Annotated in this window: 24 protein-coding genes and 3 pseudogenes; 16 read left to right on the top strand and 11 right to left on the bottom strand. The window is 49.6% G+C overall.

Annotated features, from left to right (window positions below):
• Position 1 precedes the first annotated feature (1 nt).
• The 7 genes and pseudogenes from CHH28_RS04140 to CHH28_RS20135 all read left to right on the top strand — a co-directional run bounded on the left by CHH28_RS04140 (position 2) and on the right by CHH28_RS20135 (position 4352).
• Positions 2-793: an enoyl-CoA hydratase-related protein gene (locus CHH28_RS04140; RefSeq protein WP_157729770.1), complete on the top strand. Its 792-nt coding sequence runs from the start codon at positions 2-4 to the stop codon at positions 791-793.
• Between the two features lie 726 nt (positions 794-1519).
• On the top strand, positions 1520-1765 hold the full coding sequence (locus CHH28_RS19820; protein WP_157729769.1) for a hypothetical protein: 246 nt from the start codon (positions 1520-1522) through the stop codon (positions 1763-1765).
• 146 nt (positions 1766-1911) lie between these two features.
• On the top strand, positions 1912-2355 hold the full coding sequence (locus CHH28_RS04135) for a DUF4124 domain-containing protein (RefSeq protein WP_094059117.1): 444 nt from the start codon (positions 1912-1914) through the stop codon (positions 2353-2355).
• 112 nt (positions 2356-2467) lie between these two features.
• Positions 2468-2851 carry a transposase gene (locus CHH28_RS20530; RefSeq protein WP_094058567.1) on the top strand — a complete coding sequence of 128 codons (384 nt, stop codon included), beginning with the start codon at positions 2468-2470 and terminating at the stop codon, positions 2849-2851.
• Positions 2818-3246: pseudogene (locus tag CHH28_RS04125) on the top strand (IS5 family transposase); the annotation flags it as partial. The gene CHH28_RS20530 and the pseudogene CHH28_RS04125, both read left to right, overlap by 34 nt.
• Before the next feature lie 101 nt (positions 3247-3347).
• Positions 3348-3959 carry a transposase gene (locus tag CHH28_RS20140; protein ID WP_233243736.1) on the top strand — a complete coding sequence of 204 codons (612 nt, stop codon included), beginning with the start codon at positions 3348-3350 and terminating at the stop codon, positions 3957-3959.
• Between the two features lie 120 nt (positions 3960-4079).
• Complete coding sequence (locus CHH28_RS20135) at positions 4080-4352, top strand: hypothetical protein (RefSeq protein ID WP_233243735.1); 273 nt, start codon at positions 4080-4082, stop codon at positions 4350-4352.
• Positions 4353-4440: 88 nt separating this feature from the next.
• On the opposite strand, the gene CHH28_RS20525 is transcribed toward CHH28_RS20135, so the two are convergent.
• On the bottom strand, positions 4441-4683 hold the full coding sequence (locus tag CHH28_RS20525; protein WP_094059116.1) for a helix-turn-helix domain-containing protein: 243 nt from the start codon (positions 4681-4683) through the stop codon (positions 4441-4443).
• 118 nt (positions 4684-4801) lie between these two features.
• On the opposite strand from CHH28_RS20525, the gene CHH28_RS20520 reads away from it, so the two are divergent.
• Both CHH28_RS20520 and CHH28_RS04105 read left to right on the top strand, forming a co-directional pair.
• Complete coding sequence (locus tag CHH28_RS20520; RefSeq protein ID WP_094058567.1) at positions 4802-5185, top strand: transposase; 384 nt, start codon at positions 4802-4804, stop codon at positions 5183-5185.
• Positions 5152-5580, top strand: a pseudogene (locus tag CHH28_RS04105) (IS5 family transposase); the annotation flags it as partial. The gene CHH28_RS20520 and the pseudogene CHH28_RS04105, both read left to right, overlap by 34 nt.
• Positions 5581-5707: 127 nt before the next feature.
• Here CHH28_RS04105 and CHH28_RS04100 read toward each other — a convergent pair.
• Both CHH28_RS04100 and CHH28_RS04095 read right to left on the bottom strand, forming a co-directional pair.
• On the bottom strand, positions 5708-6229 hold the full coding sequence (locus CHH28_RS04100) for a GNAT family N-acetyltransferase (RefSeq protein WP_094059114.1): 522 nt from the start codon (positions 6227-6229) through the stop codon (positions 5708-5710).
• Positions 6230-6336: 107 nt separating this feature from the next.
• Entirely contained in the window at positions 6337-6777 is a 441-nt protein-coding gene (locus CHH28_RS04095; RefSeq protein ID WP_094059113.1) for a fatty acid cis/trans isomerase, read from the bottom strand.
• A gap of 604 nt (positions 6778-7381) precedes the next feature.
• Here CHH28_RS04095 and CHH28_RS04090 point away from each other — a divergent pair.
• Positions 7382-7783 (top strand): hypothetical protein, encoded by a 402-nt coding sequence (locus tag CHH28_RS04090; protein ID WP_094059112.1) that lies wholly within the window; start codon positions 7382-7384, stop codon positions 7781-7783.
• A 75-nt stretch (positions 7784-7858) separates the two neighbouring features.
• Here the strand turns inward: CHH28_RS04090 and CHH28_RS04085 are convergent, their stop codons facing one another.
• On the bottom strand, positions 7859-8422 hold the full coding sequence (locus CHH28_RS04085) for a GNAT family N-acetyltransferase (protein ID WP_094059111.1): 564 nt from the start codon (positions 8420-8422) through the stop codon (positions 7859-7861).
• Between the two features lie 359 nt (positions 8423-8781).
• Positions 8782-9654 (bottom strand): LysR family transcriptional regulator, encoded by an 873-nt coding sequence (locus CHH28_RS04080; protein ID WP_199244000.1) that lies wholly within the window; start codon positions 9652-9654, stop codon positions 8782-8784.
• Positions 9655-9812: 158 nt separating this feature from the next.
• On the opposite strand from CHH28_RS04080, the gene CHH28_RS04075 reads away from it, so the two are divergent.
• On the top strand, positions 9813-10661 hold the full coding sequence (locus CHH28_RS04075; RefSeq protein WP_094059109.1) for an SDR family oxidoreductase: 849 nt from the start codon (positions 9813-9815) through the stop codon (positions 10659-10661).
• A gap of 158 nt (positions 10662-10819) precedes the next feature.
• Here the strand turns inward: CHH28_RS04075 and CHH28_RS04070 are convergent.
• A pseudogene (locus tag CHH28_RS04070) lies at positions 10820-11248 on the bottom strand (IS5 family transposase); the annotation flags it as partial.
• Positions 11215-11598: a transposase gene (locus CHH28_RS20515; protein ID WP_094058567.1), complete on the bottom strand. Its 384-nt coding sequence runs from the start codon at positions 11596-11598 to the stop codon at positions 11215-11217. The gene CHH28_RS20515 and the pseudogene CHH28_RS04070, both read right to left, overlap by 34 nt.
• 443 nt (positions 11599-12041) lie before the next feature.
• Between CHH28_RS20515 and CHH28_RS04060 the strand changes: the two genes are divergently transcribed.
• Positions 12042-12947, top strand: coding sequence for a hypothetical protein (locus CHH28_RS04060; protein ID WP_094059108.1), 906 nt, complete (start codon positions 12042-12044; stop codon positions 12945-12947).
• Between the two features lie 210 nt (positions 12948-13157).
• The gene (locus CHH28_RS04055; RefSeq protein WP_094059107.1) at positions 13158-14051 is read left to right on the top strand and encodes a hypothetical protein; all 894 of its coding nucleotides are present in this window, start codon (positions 13158-13160) and stop codon (positions 14049-14051) included.
• A 97-nt stretch (positions 14052-14148) separates the two neighbouring features.
• On the opposite strand, the gene CHH28_RS04050 is transcribed toward CHH28_RS04055, so the two are convergent.
• A complete protein-coding gene (locus CHH28_RS04050; RefSeq protein WP_094059106.1) occupies positions 14149-14922 on the bottom strand; it encodes a hypothetical protein in 774 nt (257 codons plus the stop codon).
• 174 nt (positions 14923-15096) lie between these two features.
• Between CHH28_RS04050 and CHH28_RS04045 the strand changes: the two genes are divergently transcribed.
• Positions 15097-16260 carry a sensor histidine kinase gene (locus CHH28_RS04045; RefSeq protein WP_157729768.1) on the top strand — a complete coding sequence of 388 codons (1164 nt, stop codon included), beginning with the start codon at positions 15097-15099 and terminating at the stop codon, positions 16258-16260.
• Positions 16250-16900 carry a response regulator gene (locus CHH28_RS04040; protein ID WP_094059104.1) on the top strand — a complete coding sequence of 217 codons (651 nt, stop codon included), beginning with the start codon at positions 16250-16252 and terminating at the stop codon, positions 16898-16900. Before CHH28_RS04045 ends, CHH28_RS04040 begins: the two co-directional genes overlap by 11 nt.
• 32 nt (positions 16901-16932) lie before the next feature.
• On the opposite strand, the gene CHH28_RS04035 is transcribed toward CHH28_RS04040, so the two are convergent.
• A complete protein-coding gene (locus CHH28_RS04035; RefSeq protein ID WP_094059103.1) occupies positions 16933-18201 on the bottom strand; it encodes a dicarboxylate/amino acid:cation symporter in 1269 nt (422 codons plus the stop codon).
• A 9-nt stretch (positions 18202-18210) separates the two neighbouring features.
• Positions 18211-19515, bottom strand: a complete 1305-nt coding sequence (locus tag CHH28_RS04030; RefSeq protein ID WP_094059102.1) for a dicarboxylate/amino acid:cation symporter — start codon at positions 19513-19515, stop codon at positions 18211-18213.
• Positions 19516-19753: 238 nt separating this feature from the next.
• On the opposite strand from CHH28_RS04030, the gene CHH28_RS04025 reads away from it, so the two are divergent.
• Complete coding sequence (locus CHH28_RS04025; protein ID WP_094059101.1) at positions 19754-20050, top strand: DUF1330 domain-containing protein; 297 nt, start codon at positions 19754-19756, stop codon at positions 20048-20050.
• Between the two features lie 10 nt (positions 20051-20060).
• Here the strand turns inward: CHH28_RS04025 and CHH28_RS04020 are convergent, their stop codons facing one another.
• Complete coding sequence (locus CHH28_RS04020; RefSeq protein WP_094059100.1) at positions 20061-21218, bottom strand: YbfB/YjiJ family MFS transporter; 1158 nt, start codon at positions 21216-21218, stop codon at positions 20061-20063.
• Between the last annotated feature and the right edge of the window lie 112 nt (positions 21219-21330).

The following is a 21330-nucleotide window of genomic DNA, read 5'->3' as shown; positions in this document are numbered from 1 at the left end:
CATGACTGACAGCAGCCCGGCACTATTGGTAGAACGCTGCCACGACGGCAATGATGAGCCCAGCATCGTACTGGCGACCTTTAACCGGGCGGCGCTCAAACATGCGATTTCCGATGCCGATATGATCGACGCCATCGAACAGCTGATCGATGAAATCAATGCCTCATTAACCGGCCCACAGGCGGTGAAGGTGTTGGTCGTGACCGGCAGCGACGGCGTATTTAGTGGTGGCGGCAATATCAAAGCCATGCAGGCTCGCACCGGCATGTTTGCCGGTGATGAGCGTCAGCTAAGCGAGCACTATCGCGATTATATTCAGCGCATTCCGCGTGCCTTTGCCCGCTTGCAAGTGCCGGCTATTGCTGCCGTCAACGGCGCCGCCATTGGTGCGGGTAATGATCTGGTGTGCATGTGTGATATGGCCATTGCCGCCCGCTCTGCGGTGTTTGCCGAAAGCTTTATTCAGCTGGGGCTGATTCCTGGCGACGGTGGTGCCTGGCTGCTGCCACGGCGGGTAGGCATGCAACATGCCATGGCCATGGCACTAACGGGTCGGCGTTTTAGTGCCGATGAAGCGCTGGCCATGAATTTGGTGATGCAGGTCGTGGCCGACGATCAGCTGTTGGGCACTGCACTGGGCTTGGCGCGACAAATGGCGGTGCACGACGGCCGGGTATTGCGCGAATCCAAACGCTTATTGTTAGAAGCTCAGCAGCAAACGCTTGATCAGGCGTTAGATGCTGCGGCGCAGCTGCAGGGGCAGTTGCATCATGCGGAGAGTTTTAAGTTATAGAGGGAGCGCTAAATCTTATGTTCTCTTTGAGGTTATCCCTCGTGTTTGGTGAACGACTGATGCCCTCCAAATCTTATGTCCTCCTTGAGGTTATCCCTCAGGCCGGACGGGCGAACGACTGAAAGCGTATATCGAGGCAGTTTCTGCCAGGCAAAAAGTGAGCGGGAGTCGCACTCTAAAAGCGCAGCTTACAAATAGTAAGTGAGCATTTTAAGGTGCTTTTTAACGCAGTAGAAACAACGTAGATAGCTTTCAGCCTGCTTTGCGCTGCGAAGGCCGCTACCTTTGTTGCCAATGCTGTGGTCGCCGCATCACAAAAAGCCTATGTCTTGTAGGCCTTTTGTTGGCGCTGCCGTCCAGGCAGCCCCTGCGGGCACAGCTATTGCCAACGCCGGCTGCCTGCTAAGGCGCAGGAATTTGGGTGCGAGAGGGGTGGTTAGCCGGTTATGTTAGGGAGATGTGTTGCTCGTTAGTAGGTCTTTTGCCTGCCGACTTGTCGGTATTTCCACAGGGTGGTAGCTTAAACATCCGAGAAATCAGCGAGTTTGTCTTTGAGCGCCAGAACTTTGAGACGTGGATAGTAAGCACGTTTTTCCATTGGAAAATGTGCGAGAGAGCAAGATATTCAAATACAAATCAGTGGTTTGGAATAGATGTGTCGAATGGTGCTCGCTGGAAAACAGGCACGCACACTATTAAACTATTATGCACTTATAGGAATAGCTAATGGCTGGTCCATTTTTGTCTGGAAAAGAAATGTACGATCTTAAGAAAAGTCAAGAGCGTACTAATGCCATTCAGAAAAGGGAAGGTACGGAAAACTATCACGTACATACAGTTGTTTGCGGCTGTCCTTGCCCAACATGTGGAGGGTGGCACGTTATAGATAATACTCGCCCAACTCCATCAAAAGAAGAGTGTGGAGAACTTTTAAAACAACACAATAAAACTAAGAGCAGCAAAAATTCATAACAAAGTTTTCAACCGTCTCCAGCAAGCTGGCTGGACCTACGCTACGTCGATCGTTTTGCTATTTTACGCTACAGCAAAATAATCAACGCAGCTACAGCCGGTTACAACGGTGTTATTCATTTCGGTCGATTAGATGCGAGGTATAAATGGAAAAACAAATATCATTTGGTATTTTATTATTAGTTCTTTCTGTCCCCTGTCAATCAGGGGTTTACAAGTGGGTAGATGAAAATGGTCAGGTGCATTATGGTAGTCAGCCGCCACCTACTACGCAGGCGAAAGAGATTGAGATTAAGCAACATAAAGTTGATTCTGAAAGTATCGAGCGAATAAATAGATTAACCAATCAAAATAAAAAGGTACCAAACAGAACAAAGTCTAAAACTAAAAATAATCATTCATCATCAGTACCTAAAAAAAGATATAAAAAACTTTGTGAGAAGTACAAAAAAATATACGAAGGATATAAAAGAGATGGCGTGATGGGTATAAATCCTATTACAGGAGTTAAGAAGAAAATGGCAGGAGAATCAGCCAAAACTGCATTGGAAAATGCTAAGGATAATGTTGATATATTTTGCAACAATTAAACCAAATATATGGGAACAACATCGGGAACAACATGGACACCCACTCTAGAAGCTGTTTCATAACCTTCAGTCCGATATAATAATCAAAACTATCAGCTTCAACTCCTCCACCATGAAACGTTCAACCTCAGAACTGACCGACCAACAGTGGGCACACATTGAGCCTTGTTTACCCAGCCTGCCTCGTGGCAAAGGGGGTCCCAAACCTATCAGCAATCGAGCCTGTTTCGAGGGCATTTTATGGGTCTTACGTTCAGGTGCGCGCTGGCGTGATCTACCCGAGCGCTATCCTTCACCGAGTACCTGCTGGCGCCGCCTTCAGTACTGGGAAGAGCAAGGTGCATGGGTCAAAGCCTGGCGTAAGCTTCTTCGCGTTCTGGATCAACAGTCGCGGTTAAATTGGGAAGAATCGTTTTCTGATGGTAGTTTTGCACCCGCAAAAAAAGGGGCCTCGGTGTTGGAAAAACCAAGCGTGGTAAGGGGTCGAAGTGGATGATAGTCGTCGATGGCGAAGGCATTCCAATCGGGCTGACACTTGGCTCAGCGTCACCGGCGGAGGTCAATCTGATTGAGGCTTTGTTAAATGTTTCCTATGGCAAGAGCAAGGTGAAGCGTTTGATTTACGATAAAGCGGCAGACTCTGATCCTCTGCGAATGGCGTTAAAGAAACGGGGCGTTGATCTCATTTGTCCACATCGTCGAAACAGGAGAAAAGCGCCGCTGCAAGATGGTAGAAAGCTGAGAAGGTACGACCGTCGCTGGAAAGTAGAGCGCACTTTTGCTTGGCTTGGAAATTATCGGCGATTAGTGGTTCGATGGGAAAGAAAGCTCTCAATGTATCGAGCCTTCTTTCACGCCGCCTGCATGATGATCGTGCTAAAGAAGTTGTGAAACAGCTTCTAAGCTGTCCCACCCTAAGCTGTCACACTGGTGGCAGCCTGCTTTGCAGCGACTAGGCTGACATTCAGCTGCTGCAGAGTCGGAGTGTCATTATGCCTAAACCCAGAAAACATCAGGTCTCCCTCGATGCGACGCCGTATTATCACTGTGTATCACGCTGTGTGCGGCGCGCTTTTCTGTGTGGTACGGATCACTTGAGCGGCCAGTGCTACGACCATCGCCGAGGCTGGTTGGAAGATAAGCTGCTGTCGTTGCCGCAGGTATTTGCCATTGACGTGGCGGCCTACGCCATTATGAGCAACCACTATCATGCCGTGTTGTTTGTTGATGCTGAACGTGCGAACCACTGGAGCGACACTGAAGTCATCGAACGCTGGCACACGCTTTTTAGCGGCAATATGCTGTCTCAGCGGTTTTTGAGTGGCGATGTGCTTGGCGTGGCGGAGCAAAAGCGGCTCCAAATTTATGTGGAAGAATGGCGCTCACGCTTGTCTAGTATTAGCTGGTTTATGCGAGTGCTGAATGAAACCATTGCGCGAGAAGCTAATCAAGAAGATCAGTGCTCTGGCCGTTTCTGGGAAGGCCGGTTTAAATCGCAAGCGCTGCTGGATGATGCTGCACTGGCTGCGTGCATGGCCTATGTCGATCTAAACCCCGTTCGTGCCAAGATGGCTGCCACGCTAGAAACATCCGCGCATACCTAGATTAAACGTCGCATTAAAAAAGCCAATGCGAGCAAGCAACCAAATCATCCCAACCAACAAACCAAAGGTTTATTGCCTTTTGTGGGTAACCCTCGACAAAACATTCCGCCAGGCATTCAGATGAAACTCACGGATTATCTGCAATTGGTCGATTGGACAGGGCGAATTATTCGTCATGATAAACGTGGCGCGATTGCACGAAATACGGCAGCCATACTGGATCGTTTAGGCATTGATGACCAGCAATGGTTGGCCATGGCCGAGCACTTTGAAGACTGTTTTCAGACCTTTGCTGGTGCTGAGGAAAAACTTCGTCTGGCCTGTGAAACGCTAGATTATCAGCGCCCACCGGGACTCAGTCGATGTCGTTCATTACTCGACCGATCAGCCTGACAATACCTCCTTCCTAGTTATTCACCATCATCAGAGAAATCTGAGGATAACTTGCGCGTCAGACTGACTACCAGGGCGTAGAAGCTCGTCAAGTTCCTTTTGTTAAGGCCACTCTTTCCGAAAAACCATGCTGCCGGTAACGATTCAACCGGCAATGCTCACCATATCTGAAACCTGTTACTAAATTGGATGTCCATAATGCTGGCCTTACTAAATTGGATGTCCATAATGCTGGCCCTAAATGGCACGCTATTTGTTTTTGGGTCAATCCTACTTTCAATAGAGAGTAGATCTGGTATCGTTCATGTTCAGTCAGCTGATGGTAGCTCATAGTGCTTCATCTCTTGGTCGGGAGGAGCGCAAACTCTATCAGCTGACTACTCTAGAAGCTGTTTCATAACCTTCAGTCCGATATAATAATCAAAACTATCAGCTTCAACTCCTCCACCATGAAACGTTCAACCTCAGAACTGACCGACCAACAGTGGGCACACATTGAGCCTTGTTTACCCAGCCTGCCTCGTGGCAAAGGGGGTCCCAAACCTATCAGCAATCGAGCCTGTTTCGAGGGCATTTTATGGGTCTTACGTTCAGGTGCGCGCTGGCGTGATCTACCCGAGCGCTATCCTTCACCGAGTACCTGCTGGCGCCGCCTTCAGTACTGGGAAGAGCAAGGTGCATGGGTCAAAGCCTGGCGTAAGCTTCTTCGCGTTCTGGATCAACAGTCGCGGTTAAATTGGGAAGAATCGTTTTCTGATGGTAGTTTTGCACCCGCAAAAAAAGGGGCCTCGGTGTTGGAAAAACCAAGCGTGGTAAGGGGTCGAAGTGGATGATAGTCGTCGATGGCGAAGGCATTCCAATCGGGCTGACACTTGGCTCAGCGTCACCGGCGGAGGTCAATCTGATTGAGGCTTTGTTAAATGTTTCCTATGGCAAGAGCAAGGTGAAGCGTTTGATTTACGATAAAGCGGCAGACTCTGATCCTCTGCGAATGGCGTTAAAGAAACGGGGCGTTGATCTCATTTGTCCACATCGTCGAAACAGGAGAAAAGCGCCGCTGCAAGATGGTAGAAAGCTGAGAAGGTACGACCGTCGCTGGAAAGTAGAGCGCACTTTTACTTGGCTTGGAAATTATCGGCGATTAGTGGTTCGATGGGAAAGAAAGCTCTCAATGTATCGAGCCTTCTTTCACGCCGCCTGCATGATGATCGTGCTAAAGAAGTTGTGAAACAGCTTCTACTACCAATTGCACTTATTATGCGAAACCGCGGGATACAAACGTTGTGATAGACCTTGTTTAATATATTCATGGGATTTTCATTCGTTTGATTTTATAAGGCGTGTTAAATCGTCGGTTATTGACTGGCAGAGGTTGTATTCAGTTTTATGCCAAACAATTGCCCGCGACCTTGGTTAAAGGTAACGCCAGGAAAGCAGAAATCATCCTTCAGTAGCTCAAAGCCAAACTTGCCATGCAAGTCAATCGATGCCTGGTTATTAACATTGGCAAAATAATACACAGTATCCGTATGCTGGCTCAATGCGTTCAATCTTTGTCGTGTTAGCTCGTGAGCAATGCCGGCACGACGATAATCGGGATTGACGATCAAGCCTGATAAGTACCAGCCCTGAGGAGAATACGCCTGGCCATTAAAATGGGCGGCTTTGCTATAACCGAGCAGCTGTTGTTGTTGCATCGCAACAAAGGCAATGACGTTATCTGCTAACAGGCTGTGCTCTAATGCTTCAATGGCAATAGCATGGCCTTCACGCTGTTCAAATAATTCAGCGATGGCTGGCAGATGTTGGGGTTCTACGGGGGTGATGCGATAGCGGTATTGCTGTCGCTGAGCACTGGGATTATAGGGTGAAAACATCTCAAAAATCTAATAAAAGTGTGTCTGTCAATGGAGAGGGACCAATCAGAAAAGTATCAAATGACAACGGTGAATAACGACCACTGTTGTCTTTGGTGTGCTCTGAGTTAACGGTTTTCCAATCGTGCGTAGTCCAATATACCATAATTCAGAAGACTATTTTTTCGAAACCACTGATGCAGGGTGTCGCTGTAATGCCAAAATCTGTGATCGGTTCTGCGCAGAGCATATTGACTGGCAAAATCGTAATAGTCAGACTCCGACGATAACGATCTAATATCATTGACGAACTCACTCAAATGATACTCGGGTACCCGGTAAATAGCGGCGGAATAGGCGCCTAAGATGCCAGGGACTATGGTGAGGTAATCTTCCTCTGGTAAACGATTGGCCTGTTCGTACAATAGCCCGGTCAGGTTGCTGTGACCACTGGCTCGCAATAAAGTAAATACCTGGGGATCACGCATGACACGCTCAACCAATAAATAGGATATTTCTGGCATCAGGGTGGCGGCCTGCCCTTGAATACAAACATCAAGGACACCCATCCTAAGCTGTCACGCTGGTGGCAGCCTGCTTTGTAGCGGCTAGGCTGACATTCAGTTGCTGCAGAGCCAGAGTGTCATCATGCCCAAGCCCAGAAAACATCAGGTCTCGCTCGATGCTACGCCGTATTATCACTGTGTATCACGCTGTGTACGGCGCGCTTTTCTGTGTGGTAGGGATCATTTGAGCGGCCAGTGCTACGAGCATTGCCGAGGCTGGTTGGAAGATAAGCTTCTGTCGTTGCCGCAAGTGTTTGCCGTTGCCGTGGCGGCCTACGTCATTATGAGTAACCACTATCATGCCGTTTCATTTGTTGATGCAGAGCGTGCGATCCACCTAACAACAACGTCCAACCATTTGATATCATCAGAGTAATCTGAGGCCAGCCAGCACTCTAATTAACACTCTTTGTGTGAAAATCGGTCAAAATATCTTGTGTGAAGCCTATTGCCTAAAACAATTAATTTTTATGAAGCCTGAAGAGGGCATCAATTGAATACCCGAGGGAATTTGGTTCGGATAACGTTCGAGTGGATGTCAATTTAGTACCACGAATAGATGTCCATGTAGTACCATTAAAGCTGTTGTTGGTAATGACGGTTTGATATGGAAGACATATCCTGTGAGATAAATTATTCAATCGACTATGATGCGGCGTATGGTACTAAATTAGATACCTGTTTAGCAATAGACGGTCACTTAAATGTTCTGGTAGATGATGTCGCTATTTTTGACGAAGAGAGCATTTGCGTATCTGAACTGTATGTTCTTTTTTCTAAGTGGATCTCTACTGACTTCTATGGTGGATTTTGCTATATCTCTATGGAACATGATGAGCCAGTCTTTGAGATTAATATCAAAGGAGAGGTAGCAGAGTTTGAATCGATCTGGATATCTAAGGATGTCAATTCTCCCATTCTAATTAACAAATTTTCATTTTTTCGTGCTGTTTCGAATTTTTGTCAGTGGTTAGAGAAAGAGCTGCCTGATATTAAAAATCTACTTTGATTTCTTGGTGATATTCAGCAGGCTTATGCTCTGTCAAGCAAGCGAGACAGTCGTGATAAGAAAACCTTTGTTATGTCATAACAGCAATTCATATCCGCGACAGCGGCGCTTGTCATACACTTTAATGTTTAACGTTTCTGGGTTGTCGCCCAAATAATGCCAAAAAGCCCCCTTGAGCCTAAGTGAAGCTGGCAACTCAGGAACCTCATCGCTCGGTAACGATTCAGACCACACATGCCAATACTCCATAAACTGCTTGAAACCCTGTCGGAGGTACCAATTATTCGCATTTTCGTTTTCCCGGGTCCAAACTTCAATGCGCTTGACACCGTGCTTTTTGGTTTCTTCCATCAGTTTATCAAACAGCAATTTACCCACCCCTTGACCTTGAAACTGTGGGAGTACAGCAATGCAATGTAAGTCGCAGTAGGTAACGCCCTCGTCTTCATTCATTTCAGCATCTAGCAATCCCACGACACGATTATCGTCGAGCGCAACAAGCTCAACCGATTTTCCATCATAATGCGGCTTTTCGATAATTACATCGTCGTAGTAATCAGTTTCAAAAAATGAAATCAGTCGGCATTTCAGCCAATCCTTTTCTAAATCTGCTTGATAGCTATCTATCGTAATGGTCATGCATGTCTCATATTTTCTTGCGGTGAGTTCTACATATACTAGTGAAATTATATAGCCAAAATTTCACTCTGAACATCGTTGTTCTTATTATTTCATATTTTATTAAAAAAAACCAAACAGTCATGATGAGAAAGCTGCCTGATGGCGACGTTTACTTCGCCTGGCTAGGCTACGAGCAGATTCTGTTCACTAGGAGCCGATTATTCCCAAGCCGCGTAAGGAAATCGTTACTATGCAAGCCACGCCTTATTATCACTGTGTATCACGCTGTTTGCGGCGTGCGTTTTTATGCAGCTCTGATCAGTAAGGGCGCAGTTTTGAGTATCGCCTAGGTTGATTGCAGAAAAATCCTGATCTTATTAAACAATGATTCCTTGCAGCAAATGCAGCTCTTTAACTTTGCTTTTGGCAAAGTCCATAAAGGTTTGCAGAACCTTAGATTTATAGCGGCTTTCGTCATATACCATATAAAAGCCAACTGGTTCTGGCCACAGTGATGGGCAGATGGGTTGAAGCGCTCCGTCCTCTATGGCCTGATAAACATTATGAGTGCTGGTATACACTACGCCGAGCCCTGCTAGCGCCGCCTTGACTCCCTGGTTTGGTGATTCCAGTAATATGCTAGTAGTCGGAGTATATTGGGTGGGCTTATTCCGTCGCGTTAATAGCCAAGGGAAGCGTTTGCCATGAGCACCTATGCCAATGCTGCGCTGCTTTGTTAGCCAATCAAAGCTATCTGAATATGCCTGGCGTTTTAGATACTCTGGCGAAGCAAACAAGCCATATTCAAGGCTAAATATGCGTCGTTGATGTAAGCCTGAGTCAGGTAAAGGACCTTGGCGAAACGCCAAATCAATACGGTGCTGATAAAAATCCAGATATTCGTTACTACCTACGACCTCAATCACCAATTGCGGATAGTGTTGCTGATATTCAATCAGCCAATCCGTTAGCGGGTACTCAATAAATTGATGCGGTGCCGTGAGTCGGAATTTACCCGACACCTCTCCCTGGCTATTGACCCAATCGAGCACCGCAAGATACTCACGATCCAAATGGCTCATTAAGGCTTGCAACTCTTTGCCCGCAGCCGTCAGACGCATATTGCGTGTATTGCGCACCAGCAATTGCCGACCGATGTCTTTTTCCATCTGGGCAATACGCCGGCTGATGGTGCTGGCAGGCTGCCCTAGCTCTGTTGCAGCGCCACTAAATGAGCCCAGTCTAGCCACAGTGACAAACCATAAACCGGCTTGAATATCCAATTTTTGCCTGCCTCATTCAATCATATTTGAGAATCTGAAAATCACTTTAACCCATTATTGCTCTAATCATCCAGCGTTACACTGCACCTATATCAGCCATCAAGCTAAACAAGAGGTAGCAGAATATGATTAACACCGTCGCCGTTATTGGCGGAACCGGCATGCTGGGCAAGCCAGTGAGTGAGCAGTTTGCCAAGGCGGGCTATCGCGTCGTGGTGATATCACGTCATGCCCAAGCATCGGCAGCCCATTTTTCTGATGAGCTGAGTCTGGTATTTCGTGATGTTGATATCTTTAGTCATCAACAGTTACAGGAAGCGTTAGCGGATGTGGATGCCATTCATATTAATCTCAGTGGCAATTCACCACAGACGTATCATAGGCATCATTTACAAGGTACAGCAGCCGTCTTGCAGGCTAAAAGTGCTCAGACTCAACTTATTAGTATGATTTCGACAGCAACCGCTTATCCGCAAAATGATTTTCGCATGGATACTAAAGCCAAGCTTGAGGCAGAAGAGTTGCTCAAACAAAGTGGGGTGAACTATATGTCCTACCTGCCCAGCTGGTTTTTCGAAACTCTTGAGTTACTACAGCAAGATAACACAGTAACGACTATGGGCGAGGCTAGCCAGCCGCTCAGTTGGCTGTCCGCCAATGACTTTGCAAAGGCCGTTGTGCAGAGTTATCAGCAAGCCGCTCTCTATAATCGTCGTTTGACTTTATTGGGGCCAGAGGCTTTCAGCATTATTGAGGCGGCAGATAGGTATGCATCGACCATGGGCTATCAGCGTGCCCATATGAGCAATGAAGAGGCCCTAAATTACGCGCAAGAGGTACAGGACGACACCCTGCTTGATGCCATTGATTTGCTGACTTACACCGAAAAAGTTGGTGAACACCCAGAGCCTCAGACCCTAGATCATCCGCTAGTGATGACTGAGACGTTAGATGAGTGGTCAGTGGGTAAGTAATTAGAGTTTTTAAACGATACTGTGATGCTGCTTGAGAGAAGCCGAAGGTGATTTTTCTGGGCCGGGTAAGAAATCTGTCTCCTCTTGGTACAAGTGCATAGCTGAGATATATCTATTTTCAGAGTTTTTCAGTCAGTACAGTAACGCTAGAAGCTGTTTCACAACTTCTTTAGCACGATCATCATGCAGGCGGCGTGAAAGAAGGCTCGATACATTGAGAGCTTTCTTTCCCATCGAACCACTAATCGCCGATAATTTCCAAGCCAAGCAAAAGTGCGCTCTACTTTCCAGCGACGGTCGTACCTTCTCAGCTTTCTACCATCTTGCAGCGGCGCTTTTCTCCTGTTTCGACGATGTGGACAAATGAGATCAACGCCCCGTTTCTTTAACGCCATTCGCAGAGGATCAGAGTCTGCCGCTTTATCGTAAATCAAACGCTTCACCTTGCTCTTGCCATAGGAAACATTTAACAAAGCCTCAATCAGATTGACCTCCGCCGGTGACGCTGAGCCAAGTGTCAGCCCGATTGGAATGCCTTCGCCATCGACGACTATCATCCACTTCGACCCCTTACCACGCTTGGTTTTTCCAACACCGAGGCCCCTTTTTTTGCGGGTGCAAAACTACCATCAGAAAACGATTCTTCCCAATTTAACCGCGACTGTTGATCCAGAACGCGAAGAAGCTTACGCCAGGCTTTGACCCATGCACCTTGCTCTTCCCAGTACTGAAGGCGGCGCCAGCAGGTACTCGGTGAAGGATAGCGCTCGGGTAGATCACGCCAGCGCGCACCTGAACGTAAGACCCATAAAATGCCCTCGAAACAGGCTCGATTGCTGATAGGTTTGGGACCCCCTTTGCCACGAGGCAGGCTGGGTAAACAAGGCTCAATGTGTGCCCACTGTTGGTCGGTCAGTTCTGAGGTTGAACGTTTCATGGTGGAGGAGTTGAAGCTGATAGTTTTGATTATTATATCGGACTGAAGGTTATGAAACAGCTTCTACTAACTTACCCGGCCGAAAATAGGTTGTAATGGTCATCTAAAACTGGCAAGGGCAGCTAAGAAGGAATCGGCAATAAAGAGTTACCACCAGCCCACCACTGGAACGCTGTTTCCTGCTCTTGCCAAACGATAATGACAAATGACACATTGAGTCGCCTCCCGTATGCGGTTACAAGATGGCTCCTATTTGCCCCTATCTTGACGACCTAACTGCTGGTTTCAGTGCCTATGTAGCTGACGCTTAGTCTGTGCAGAAAGGGTCGGTCTGCTGGCTAAAAGTAGCGACTTTGCCGAGTATTCTCGGCGGTTACAGTGCCTTGGCTTAGACTGCACCAAGGGATGGAATGACAATGATTAAGTGAGTTAAGGACAATAAAATGAATAACCCTTTAGTAAGCATTGCTCTGGCTTTGGCCTTAACAGCATGTGGTAGCGATGGCTCCAGTAGTGGCTCAAGTGATGAAAATCCAACTGTCGAGTCGCAGCCGGCCATACCGGATACCTCAGGTGAAGGCGGTACCTCCAGTCCAGCCCCCGGCGCTGATGGTGAACTAAAGAATCATGATCAGGTTCTGTTTAATACCAGCCACACCGCCAAACTTGAGGGTACGCAGTTAACGCTCAAGTATTTACCAGAGCCGGGCCAAGGTGCACTGGCTATAATCGAAAGCGATGATGCGGAGATGACCTTGTATGTGTCCTCTGCGAATGGCGCTACTGATCCAAATTTTGTTGAGGCACTAAAAGCGCTGAAGAAACCTCAACAGCGCTGGATCTATATTCCAGAGGACCGAGTAACAGAGGTTGAGTTTATCGTAGAATCCAGTCAAAAGAACTCAGAGCTCACCTTCACTTTAGCTAAGCCAAGTCGTGATCTGTTGAACATGAAAGAAGATGATCTATTGCTTCATATTGGTGGCTCTAGGCACGGAGGCTGCGAAAATAGTACAGATCTTTTTCCATGGGAAGTGAAGGAGCAAGGAATTATGAACTTTACCGATGGTTATAGAGTTGACAATGCAGGTAATAAACATCAGTTAACTAAGATAGCTGAGAATACATATTCAGAAAACGTCGTGATGGATTTCAGATACACCGACCCTGTTCTGGCAGCGTATCAGTTTCTGAGTACTGAAATTGAGGTTGAATATTTTTATTATAGTCAGACTGGAATGGTTGAAATCACTGCGTTGAAGCGTGGTATTGAACATCGAGGTATGAGTTGCACAGTACTGTACGAGAACGACAAAAACCGCTTTCCAATTGTAGAAGTGGTTGACTGATAAAAATAGCGGAGCTAACACAGTTGTTATCAGTGCCTATTTGGGCACTGATATACATACAGAGTTCACTTTTAATTGGCAATAAGGATGTAGATAGCTTTTGCACTTTCCTATGGCAACTATCATGCCCGGAAATTTTTTGAAAATGCCCCTAGCATACGCAGCGCTAATTGATGGCAAAAATATAACTAAATATGTTAAGGAATAGTGATGAAAAAACCTGCAATGGCCATTGGCTTGGCCTTAGCTTTATCGGCCTGTGGTGGCTCCAGTAGCAGCTCAAGTGACGGAGATCCGGCCGTCGAGTCGCAGCCGGCCACGCCAGATACCTCAGGCGGAGGCGGTACCTCCAGCCCGGCCCCCGGCGCTGATGGTGAGCTAAAGAATCATGATCAGGTTCTGTTTAATACCAGCCATACCGCCCAGCTTGAGGGTAAGCAGTTAACGCTCAAATATTTACCAGAGCCGGGCCAAGGTGCACTGGCTATAATCCAAAGCGATGATGCGGATATGACGCTGTCTGTTTCCTCAGCGAACAGCGCTACAGATACAGGTTTTGTTGAAGCACTAAAAAAACTAAAGAATCCTAAACAGCGTTGGGTCTATATTCCAGAGGACCGAGTGGCAGAGGTCGAATTTACCGTAGAATCCAGTCAAGAAAACTCAGAGTTTTTCTTCACCCTGGCCAAACCAAGTCGCAGTCTCTTAAATATGAATGAAAGTGATTTTCTGCTTCATATCGATGGTTCTAAAAAGGGTGAGTGTAATGGGCAGGGTCCTACTCATTGGCAAGTGATTGAACAAATCGTCTTTAATTTTAGCGATGGCTATAGAATCGATAATTCAGGAAATAAAAGGCAACTGACTAAGATTGGTGAAAACCTCTATGTAGAAGATGTGGTGATAGACTTTAAGTACAAAGATGCTTTATCAACGAATCAGCAGCTGCCTAAAGAAGTTGAGGTCGCCTACTTATATAACGATAAAGAAAATCAAGTTCTAGTGGTTGGTGGAGAGCGCGACTTTGAGCATCAAGGTCAACGCTGCACTGTGCTGTATAACAACGATAAGCATGTATATCCCATTGTAGAGCTGGATGATTAATTTCCTTTGTCGCTACTTGTTGATAGTCATATTGGTGCAATGAAAAAAAACGAAACGCTGTGCTGAAAACACTCTTCAGCCCAGCGTGCTTTGCGCCTTAGGCTAGCGGTTGTTTTGCTTTTGGTAGTTGGCGAAAGCGCCGTGCCGCCCAGCTAATGCCGATGGTGCCTATCACGCTAGGTAGCAACCAACCCATCCAGATGGCACTGTCACCAACCCAGGCTTGCAGCAGAGCGCGGCCACCAAAGGCACCGAAGGCGGTGTAAAGGCCAATACCCGAGCCGAGCATGGCGGACAGATGCGCTTGCCACCAAGCCGCTGGCTGAGCGCGCCACCAGTAGCGAATCATATCGCTCATCAACCACAGAGTTGCCAGGGCAAATAGCCCCAATAGCAGCGCTTGATTTATTGTGCCCAATATTAATACCAGTGCAGCGATCACAGCGGTCAGGCCCATGGCGGCTTGCAACAGCCACTCTTTGGTGGGGGCAGGGCGTTTAACCTTCCAATAAGCCGTGCGCAGGCCTTGCCATAAACTGCAGCCCACCAGCAGACACAGCATTAATAAAAACAAGCCCGTGCGGCGAATAGCAATAATGTGCTCGCCGGAGACGTCGCTAGCTAGTGCATTAACCGACCAAGGGTCGAGCAAGGTCAGGGTTTGACTGGTCAGGGCGCTGACGACCATTGTCGCCATCAGGCCGCTATAGAGCCAACCGCTGTAGCGATGCCAGCGGCTGCGCTTGTGTACCGCCAGCGGCAGCCAGAATGCCAACAGCGCTAGGCTGGCGGTACCAATATGTAGCCACAGCGCGCTGCTTTGCAGTGTTAGCGCCCACTCGGGCAAGGTGAAAAAATAGTGCTGCAACATGGTGTGGCCTCCAGCTCGAATCAATGTAAGGCCAGTGTGCCCAACCCCGGCTCACCGCCACAGTGTGAGGTGTCATGATGTCGCCGTGACATTTGTCACGATGTTTTTAGCAGGCTTGCCTCGCCCGCCAAGCCGCGTCACGATGCCAGCATTCCCAAACAAGGTGTGAGCTGTGTGCCGCGTTTAAATACATTAATGAGCAACCGCTACTGGTTGCTTACGCCCATCTGGTTGGTGTTGTGCCTAGCAACCGTGGCCGTGGTAGCAACGCCGCGATTACTGCACCTAATAACGCAAGATAAGCCTTGGCTGCTGGAGAGCATGCTGCATGCGCTGATGCTGCTGTGTACTTTATTGCTGCTCAATGAGCGCAGTTGGCAGAAAAAACGCTGGCGTATGGCGGTGCTGGCCATCGTTGTGATGCTGATGGCGGCGCTGATGCTGCAATCGATCAGTAATATTTATCTGGTCTACAGCATTATGCTGACCTCCCTCACCACAGCCTGCTTAGGTCAGCGCGCCAGTGCTCTGTTTGCTGGAGTGGTCATGCTGCTATTTGCCGCGATTCACTGGCTGTACTGGCACGACCCGGAGCTGGGCCTCAGTGTATTGTTGTTTTGTGCCTTTCATGGTTTTGCCTGGGTGGTGAGCAAGCAGCTGAATCAGGAGCGTGAGCAGCGCGAGCAATTGCAGCTCAGTCACGCCGAGCTTCACAGTACACAACTGCTGTTGAGTCAAACCATTGCCAATGACGAGCGCACTCACCTAGCGCGTGAGCTGCACGACCAAGCCGGGCATCAACTCACCAGCTTGATTCTGCAGTTGGATGTCGCTCGCCGTCAGGCCCTGCAATGCGATAACGAAGGGCTGCAACAGAGGTTAGAACAGTGTTATCAACAGGCCCGCGACAGCCTAGCCACCATTCGCCAAGTGGTGAGCGACAAACGCCACAGCGAGATCGATTTGGCCAGTGCTTTGCGCGATTTATGTCAGCACTTACCGCGCGTAACCGTGCATCTCGATATCCAGCCCCATGCCAAATTGGCGCAAGCCAAATTGGCTCATTGCCTGCTGCGCTGTTGCCAAGAGGCCATCACCAATGCGCTCAAGCACAGCACTACCGAGCACCTATGGATTCGCATTGCTAGCAGTGACGATCGCCTGAGCTTACGTATCGTCGAAAGCGAACAGGCGTTAGACTTGGATCTTGTCGGCTCAACCCCCTTGTATGGCAATGGATTAACCGGCTTGAATGAGCGGGTGGTGGCACTGAACGGGCATTTTCGCGCCGTGATGACGGAGCAGGGTTTGATCGTGGAGACGGAGTTTGAAGATTAGTATTCACCTGGTCGACGACCAGCAATTGGTACGCGATGGCCTAGCCGCGCTGCTGAGCATGAGTGAGCACGTGACGGTATGCGGTCAAGACAGTGGAGGCGATGCTTTTTTGCAGCGTTTTCAGCAAGGTGAAGTAGAGGCCCACGTCATTCTTTTGGATATGCGCATGCCGGAAGGAGACGGCCTCAGTGTATTGCGAGGATTACAGCAAGCGCAGAATAACGGCCAGTCGGTTCCGGCATGTTTGGTATTAACCACCTTTGATGATGCCGAGCTTATGGCCGATGCCCTGCACGCCGGCGCGCGTGGTTATTGGCTAAAAGATACCTCGCTGGAGGTGCTGGTGCAGGCCATTGAGCGGGTGGCTAATGGCGAGCTGGCGTTGCAGCCTGAACTCACTCTCAAGGCGCTGAGCAAGCAGCGCTCAGATGCTACCGACACAATCGTATTGAATGATGCCGAAACTGCTTTGTTAAGCCTGATGGCAGAGGGTTTATCTAACCGCGATATAGCCGCGCGCATTTTTAAGGCCGAAGGCACAGTGCGCAATCAGGTATCGGCTTTGCTGGCCAAACTGGAAGTCAGTAACCGCACCCAAGCCATTGCCAAAGGCCTGCAGAATGGCTGGGTATCGCTTTAGGGGCCCTTTCTAAGTTGAATAGGCGAGCGCGATTAGGCGCTGCCTTTATTTAGCTGATGATCCACCACCACCGCCGCAGTTAAGTCGCCCTGAACATTCACCGCGGTGCGGATGGTGTCGAGAATGCGGTCAATTGGCAGCAAAATCGCAATGGCCTCGGCCGGCAAGCCCACAGCTTGTAACACCATAATCATGGTGACCATGCCAGCGCTGGGAATGCCGGGTGCACCCATGGAGGCCACCATAGCGGTCAGCATCACCACAATTTGCTGGGCAATGGTTAAATCTGCGCCGACCAAGTAGGCAACAAACAAAGCAGCGGCGGCTTCATACAGCGCCGTGCCGTCCATATTCATGGTGGCGCCTACCGGCAATACAAAACCGGCAACATCTTTATTGACCCCTAAGCCTTGCTCGGCACAGCGCAAACTCAGCGGCAAGGTGGCGGCGCTGGAGCTGGTGGCAAAGGCAGTGATCAGGGCTGGTCGGGTAGCGCGCCAGAACCACAGCGGCTTGCGACCGGTAAACAGATACATCAAGCCAGGCAGTATGACCACGCCATGAATAATAGTGATGGCAAACACCAGCACAATAAACTCGGCCATGGTCGCTAGCAGGTTCATATCTTGTGTGGCCATCAACTTGGTGAGCAAGGCCAACACGCCGAGAGGCGCTATGCGCATAATCCAGTTAACGATCAGCATCAGCAGGGCGAGCAGTTCTTGCAGGCTGGATAATAAAGTGCGCGGACTGTCGGGTTTATGTTTGCTGTGCTGCACCAGGGCAATGCCAAGAAAAATAGCAAACACCACCACGGGTAAGATTTTTCCCTGGGCCATAGCAGCGATTGGGTTTAAAAATAGACTGTGCAGAATTTGCGCAAAGAACTCGCCGCCGCTCATTTGCTTGGCTTCAAATTGCGCCATGGCATCGGCAAACATCGCCAGTTGTAAATCGCCACCCGGTTTGACCCAAGCCGTCATCACCAGTGCCAGCACCATAGCGCACAGCATCGACAACGCAAAAAAGAACAGCGTATAGCGCCATACTTTACCGGCCTGATGGTGCGCTTGCAGGCTAGCGATACCGACCACAATCGAAGTGAAGATAAGCGGAATTAAAATCATCTTCAGCAGGTCGATAAAAAATCGCCCGACGATATTGGCCCAATACAAGACTTCTGTTTTCAGCGTTGAATCATCGGCTAGGCCGTTCAGACCATAACCCAATGCCAGGCCGATGACGGCGGCCAGCAAAATTTGAACATTAAGGCTGGTTAGCCAATGGCGCCCAGACAGCATGAATTCTCCTTATACCCAGCGCTGCATGACACAGCAGGCGACCAAATCGCCACTGACGTTAACCGCGGTACGACACATGTCGAGGATGCGGTCGACTCCCAAAATCAGCGCGATGCCCTCAGCGGGAATACCGACACTGGTCAATACTGTCGCCAGAATAACGATACCCACGCCGGGCGTCGATGGTGAGCCAATGGAAGCGCCAACTGTGGTCACTGCCAGCAAAATGATTTGATGCAGCTCCATATCCACACCAAACACCTGGGCCAGAAATACGGCGGCAATGACCTGATATAGCGCTGTGCCGTCCATATTAATAGTGGCGCCTAACGGGATCACAAAACGCGCGGTGCTTTCGTCTATTTGCAGATCTTGCTGCGCCGTTTGCAATGACAATGGCATCACCGCTGCCGAGCTGGAGGTGGAAAACGCCAGCAATTGCGCCGGGCGAATGGCTTTAGCAAACTGGATGACCGAACGCTGCGCCAGTACTTTGATGATCAGCAAGTAGCTCAAGTACAAGCTAAACAGGCCCAAAATGACTGTGCCAACGTAGGCTGACATGCCCAGAAGTACATCCAAGCCAACTCGAATGGCAATATCTGCAATCAGGCCAAACACCGCATAGGGCGCCAGTAGCATGGCCCAGCTCACCACCTTCATCGACACTTCTTGCACGCCTTCCACCACATCACGTAACGCGGCGATGCGTTGGCGCGGAATACTGGCCAAGGCGAGGCCAACAAAGATCGAAAAGATCACCAGTTGCAACATGCTCTGCTCACTGATAGCGCGAGTGACATTGGTGGGGATCAGATTAGATATATGCTGCGGCAGCGAGGCACGCGCACTAACGGCCGTATCACTGGTTGCGGTGACAGGCGCACTGGCCATCAGTGCATCGACGTCCACGTAGTCGCCCGGCTGAATCAACAGCGCCAGGCTGATGCCTATGGTCACGGCAATGGTGGTGGTCAAGACAAAATAGGGGGCAATGCGTATACCTAAGCGTTGCAGGGAATCGCCTTCGCTGCCGCTGCTGACGCCAAGTACAATCGAGCTGATAACGAGGGGGATCACCACCATTTGGATCAGGTTCAAAAACAATGTGCCGGGCAGCTTGATCCATTCCGCCAAACTGTAAGCCAGCTCTGGGCTGACAGCACGGCCGCCTTCCGGCGACAGCCAAGTGCCCACGACTAACCCCAGCGCTAGAGCCAGAAGTATCTGTGCCCACAGCTGGTAGCGAATCAGTTTAATCAGAGGTTGCAGGCTGGTTTCGGCCCATTCAGAAACGTGTTGTTGAAACGCCATAATCGATCTAGCTTCGCTGTCATAGTGGCCGCTCACTCTACCGCATGGCGGGCGAGGAAACATTGATCTTACTGCAGCACCAGTACCACCTGAGCCCGGGTGCCAGCATTAGCAAGTAACGTGCAACAGTGTCTTACCGTAAACAGCAAATCTGTGTTGGTGTGTTAGGCATAGTGTTTAGCGCACATGAGTGCCACAGTGGCGCACTCAATAACCACCACCATGACAGCAGGCCGTTATGCATCACATGTTAGTTGGATTACAGATATCGAATGAGCAGGTTTATCGTCAGTATCGCCAAGCGATGAAACCGATATTGCAGCGCTTTGGCGGCGACTTTCTCTACGATGTGCAGGTGTCGCAGGTATTAAAAGCCCAGCACGGAGAAGCGTTCAATCGTCTGTTTGTCATTGCTTTTCCGACAGCAGAGCAGCTGGAGCAGTTTTTTGTGCAGCCCGACTACCTAGCTGCCAAGGAAGAGTTTTTTGACGCATCCGTGGAGAGCACTCACTTTTTGGCGCAATGGCCCAGTTAGTCTTTGGCCTCTAGCTTTTGTTATCTATGGGCACCCACCACATTAATAGCCAAGCCCACACTAAGGCCGCCAGCCCAACAACAAAGGTCGATGACAAATCCATGCCTCGCTCCAGGCCCATACGCGCCAGCCAGGGGCCAAGTAACTGAGTAAAGCCGTACAGTGCAATCAAAGCGGCACTCAAACGCGGCCCTTGATGCGGGTGCAGCTGGCGGGCTAGGCGCTGGGTTAATAACACTGAGCCTAAAAAGGTCCCACCTACTAATGCGGCGCATAGCCACAAGCCCAGCACTTGCTGTTGAAAAATAAGCAGGGCAGCGACGCCGCTGGCCTGTAGAGCGTAATTGATCAGCAAAGCGGGCCTATCGCCCAGGCGTGCGCCCAAATGATTCCACAGCCAGGTCGATGGCAAGGACGCCAGTGCAACAATCAACCAAGCACTGGGCTGCACCGTGAGCTGCCACTGCTGGGCGACGGCGGGTAAAAACGTCATCGGTAGGATGTAACCCAGTCCGGCGCCCGCATAAGCCAAAAACAGTGGCGTACTGGCTTGATCCCACAGCGCTGTATTCACCCCAGCAGTATTGCTGGGATGGGCCGGCGGCAACCGCCACAAAGCCCAGCCGCTCCAAGCCGCCAGCGGAAGCGATAATAATGCCGCAGGCCACCAACGATCGGCTGCGTGCAGAAAGTCGGTGGCATCGACCAATACGCTGCTGCCGAGCAAGCCAACACCGACACCCAAATACATCAACCCGCTTAGATGCCCGGCGTGATGCCGTACCAACCATTCCAATACCAGCGCGGGTGCCAACACAAACACCACGCCATTAGTTATGCCGTTAAACAGGCGCAACACTAATAAAGGTGAATAGCTGTCTGCCTGAGTTTGCAGCAGCGTACCAATGGCATTGAACGCAATGGCTGTGATCAGCCCGGAGCGACCCAACTGCCGCTGGAACAGCCACAGGGCTAACATAGCGCCGATCAAGTAACCGATGTAGTTCCAACTGGCGAGGCTGGCGGCTTGGCTCAAACTCAGCAGCCCGTCCTCCACCAGCAAGGGCAGCAGTGGGGTATACACAAAACGCCCGAGACCATGCACCAATATCAGAGCGACTGCGGCTGCAATGATCGGCTGCCAAGGCGAGGCATGGGCGTGAGTCATATTAGGCTCCGTATCAGTAACGGCGTCAGCATAATCCAGGCCCCAGGGCGAGGCTATGCGTCTTTGGTCATGGCGTGGATAGATATGGTGAATGTCCGCGCAGGCGCGTCAG

This window comes from Bacterioplanes sanyensis (genome assembly GCF_002237535.1).
In the GTDB taxonomy this organism is placed as follows: Bacteria; Pseudomonadota; Gammaproteobacteria; order Pseudomonadales; family Oceanobacteraceae; genus Bacterioplanes; species Bacterioplanes sanyensis_A.
The sequence above is the reverse complement of the archived record's forward strand: the minus strand, read 5'-3'. Positions and strand labels throughout refer to the sequence as shown.

Excerpts from the sequence above, each read along its gene's own strand:
- CHH28_RS04140 (WP_157729770.1), top strand. The coding sequence starts at position 2 with ATGACTGACAGCAGCCCGGCACTATTGGTAGAACGCTGCCACGACGGC.
- CHH28_RS19820 (WP_157729769.1), top strand. The coding sequence starts at position 1,520 with ATGGCTGGTCCATTTTTGTCTGGAAAAGAAATGTACGATCTTAAGAAA.
- CHH28_RS04135 (WP_094059117.1), top strand. The coding sequence starts at position 1,912 with ATGGAAAAACAAATATCATTTGGTATTTTATTATTAGTTCTTTCTGTC.
- CHH28_RS20530 (WP_094058567.1), top strand. The coding sequence starts at position 2,468 with ATGAAACGTTCAACCTCAGAACTGACCGACCAACAGTGGGCACACATT.
- CHH28_RS20140 (WP_233243736.1), top strand. The coding sequence starts at position 3,348 with ATGCCTAAACCCAGAAAACATCAGGTCTCCCTCGATGCGACGCCGTAT.
- CHH28_RS20135 (WP_233243735.1), top strand. The coding sequence starts at position 4,080 with ATGAAACTCACGGATTATCTGCAATTGGTCGATTGGACAGGGCGAATT.
- CHH28_RS20525 (WP_094059116.1), bottom strand. The coding sequence starts at position 4,683 with ATGAGCTACCATCAGCTGACTGAACATGAACGATACCAGATCTACTCT.
- CHH28_RS20520 (WP_094058567.1), top strand. The coding sequence starts at position 4,802 with ATGAAACGTTCAACCTCAGAACTGACCGACCAACAGTGGGCACACATT.
- CHH28_RS04100 (WP_094059114.1), bottom strand. The coding sequence starts at position 6,229 with ATGTTTTCACCCTATAATCCCAGTGCTCAGCGACAGCAATACCGCTAT.
- CHH28_RS04095 (WP_094059113.1), bottom strand. The coding sequence starts at position 6,777 with ATGGGTGTCCTTGATGTTTGTATTCAAGGGCAGGCCGCCACCCTGATG.
- CHH28_RS04090 (WP_094059112.1), top strand. The coding sequence starts at position 7,382 with ATGGAAGACATATCCTGTGAGATAAATTATTCAATCGACTATGATGCG.
- CHH28_RS04085 (WP_094059111.1), bottom strand. The coding sequence starts at position 8,422 with ATGACCATTACGATAGATAGCTATCAAGCAGATTTAGAAAAGGATTGG.
- CHH28_RS04075 (WP_094059109.1), top strand. The coding sequence starts at position 9,813 with ATGATTAACACCGTCGCCGTTATTGGCGGAACCGGCATGCTGGGCAAG.
- CHH28_RS20515 (WP_094058567.1), bottom strand. The coding sequence starts at position 11,598 with ATGAAACGTTCAACCTCAGAACTGACCGACCAACAGTGGGCACACATT.
- CHH28_RS04060 (WP_094059108.1), top strand. The coding sequence starts at position 12,042 with ATGAATAACCCTTTAGTAAGCATTGCTCTGGCTTTGGCCTTAACAGCA.
- CHH28_RS04055 (WP_094059107.1), top strand. The coding sequence starts at position 13,158 with ATGAAAAAACCTGCAATGGCCATTGGCTTGGCCTTAGCTTTATCGGCC.
- CHH28_RS04050 (WP_094059106.1), bottom strand. The coding sequence starts at position 14,922 with ATGTTGCAGCACTATTTTTTCACCTTGCCCGAGTGGGCGCTAACACTG.
- CHH28_RS04035 (WP_094059103.1), bottom strand. The coding sequence starts at position 18,201 with ATGCTGTCTGGGCGCCATTGGCTAACCAGCCTTAATGTTCAAATTTTG.
- CHH28_RS04030 (WP_094059102.1), bottom strand. The coding sequence starts at position 19,515 with ATGGCGTTTCAACAACACGTTTCTGAATGGGCCGAAACCAGCCTGCAA.
- CHH28_RS04025 (WP_094059101.1), top strand. The coding sequence starts at position 19,754 with ATGCATCACATGTTAGTTGGATTACAGATATCGAATGAGCAGGTTTAT.
- CHH28_RS04020 (WP_094059100.1), bottom strand. The coding sequence starts at position 21,218 with ATGACTCACGCCCATGCCTCGCCTTGGCAGCCGATCATTGCAGCCGCA.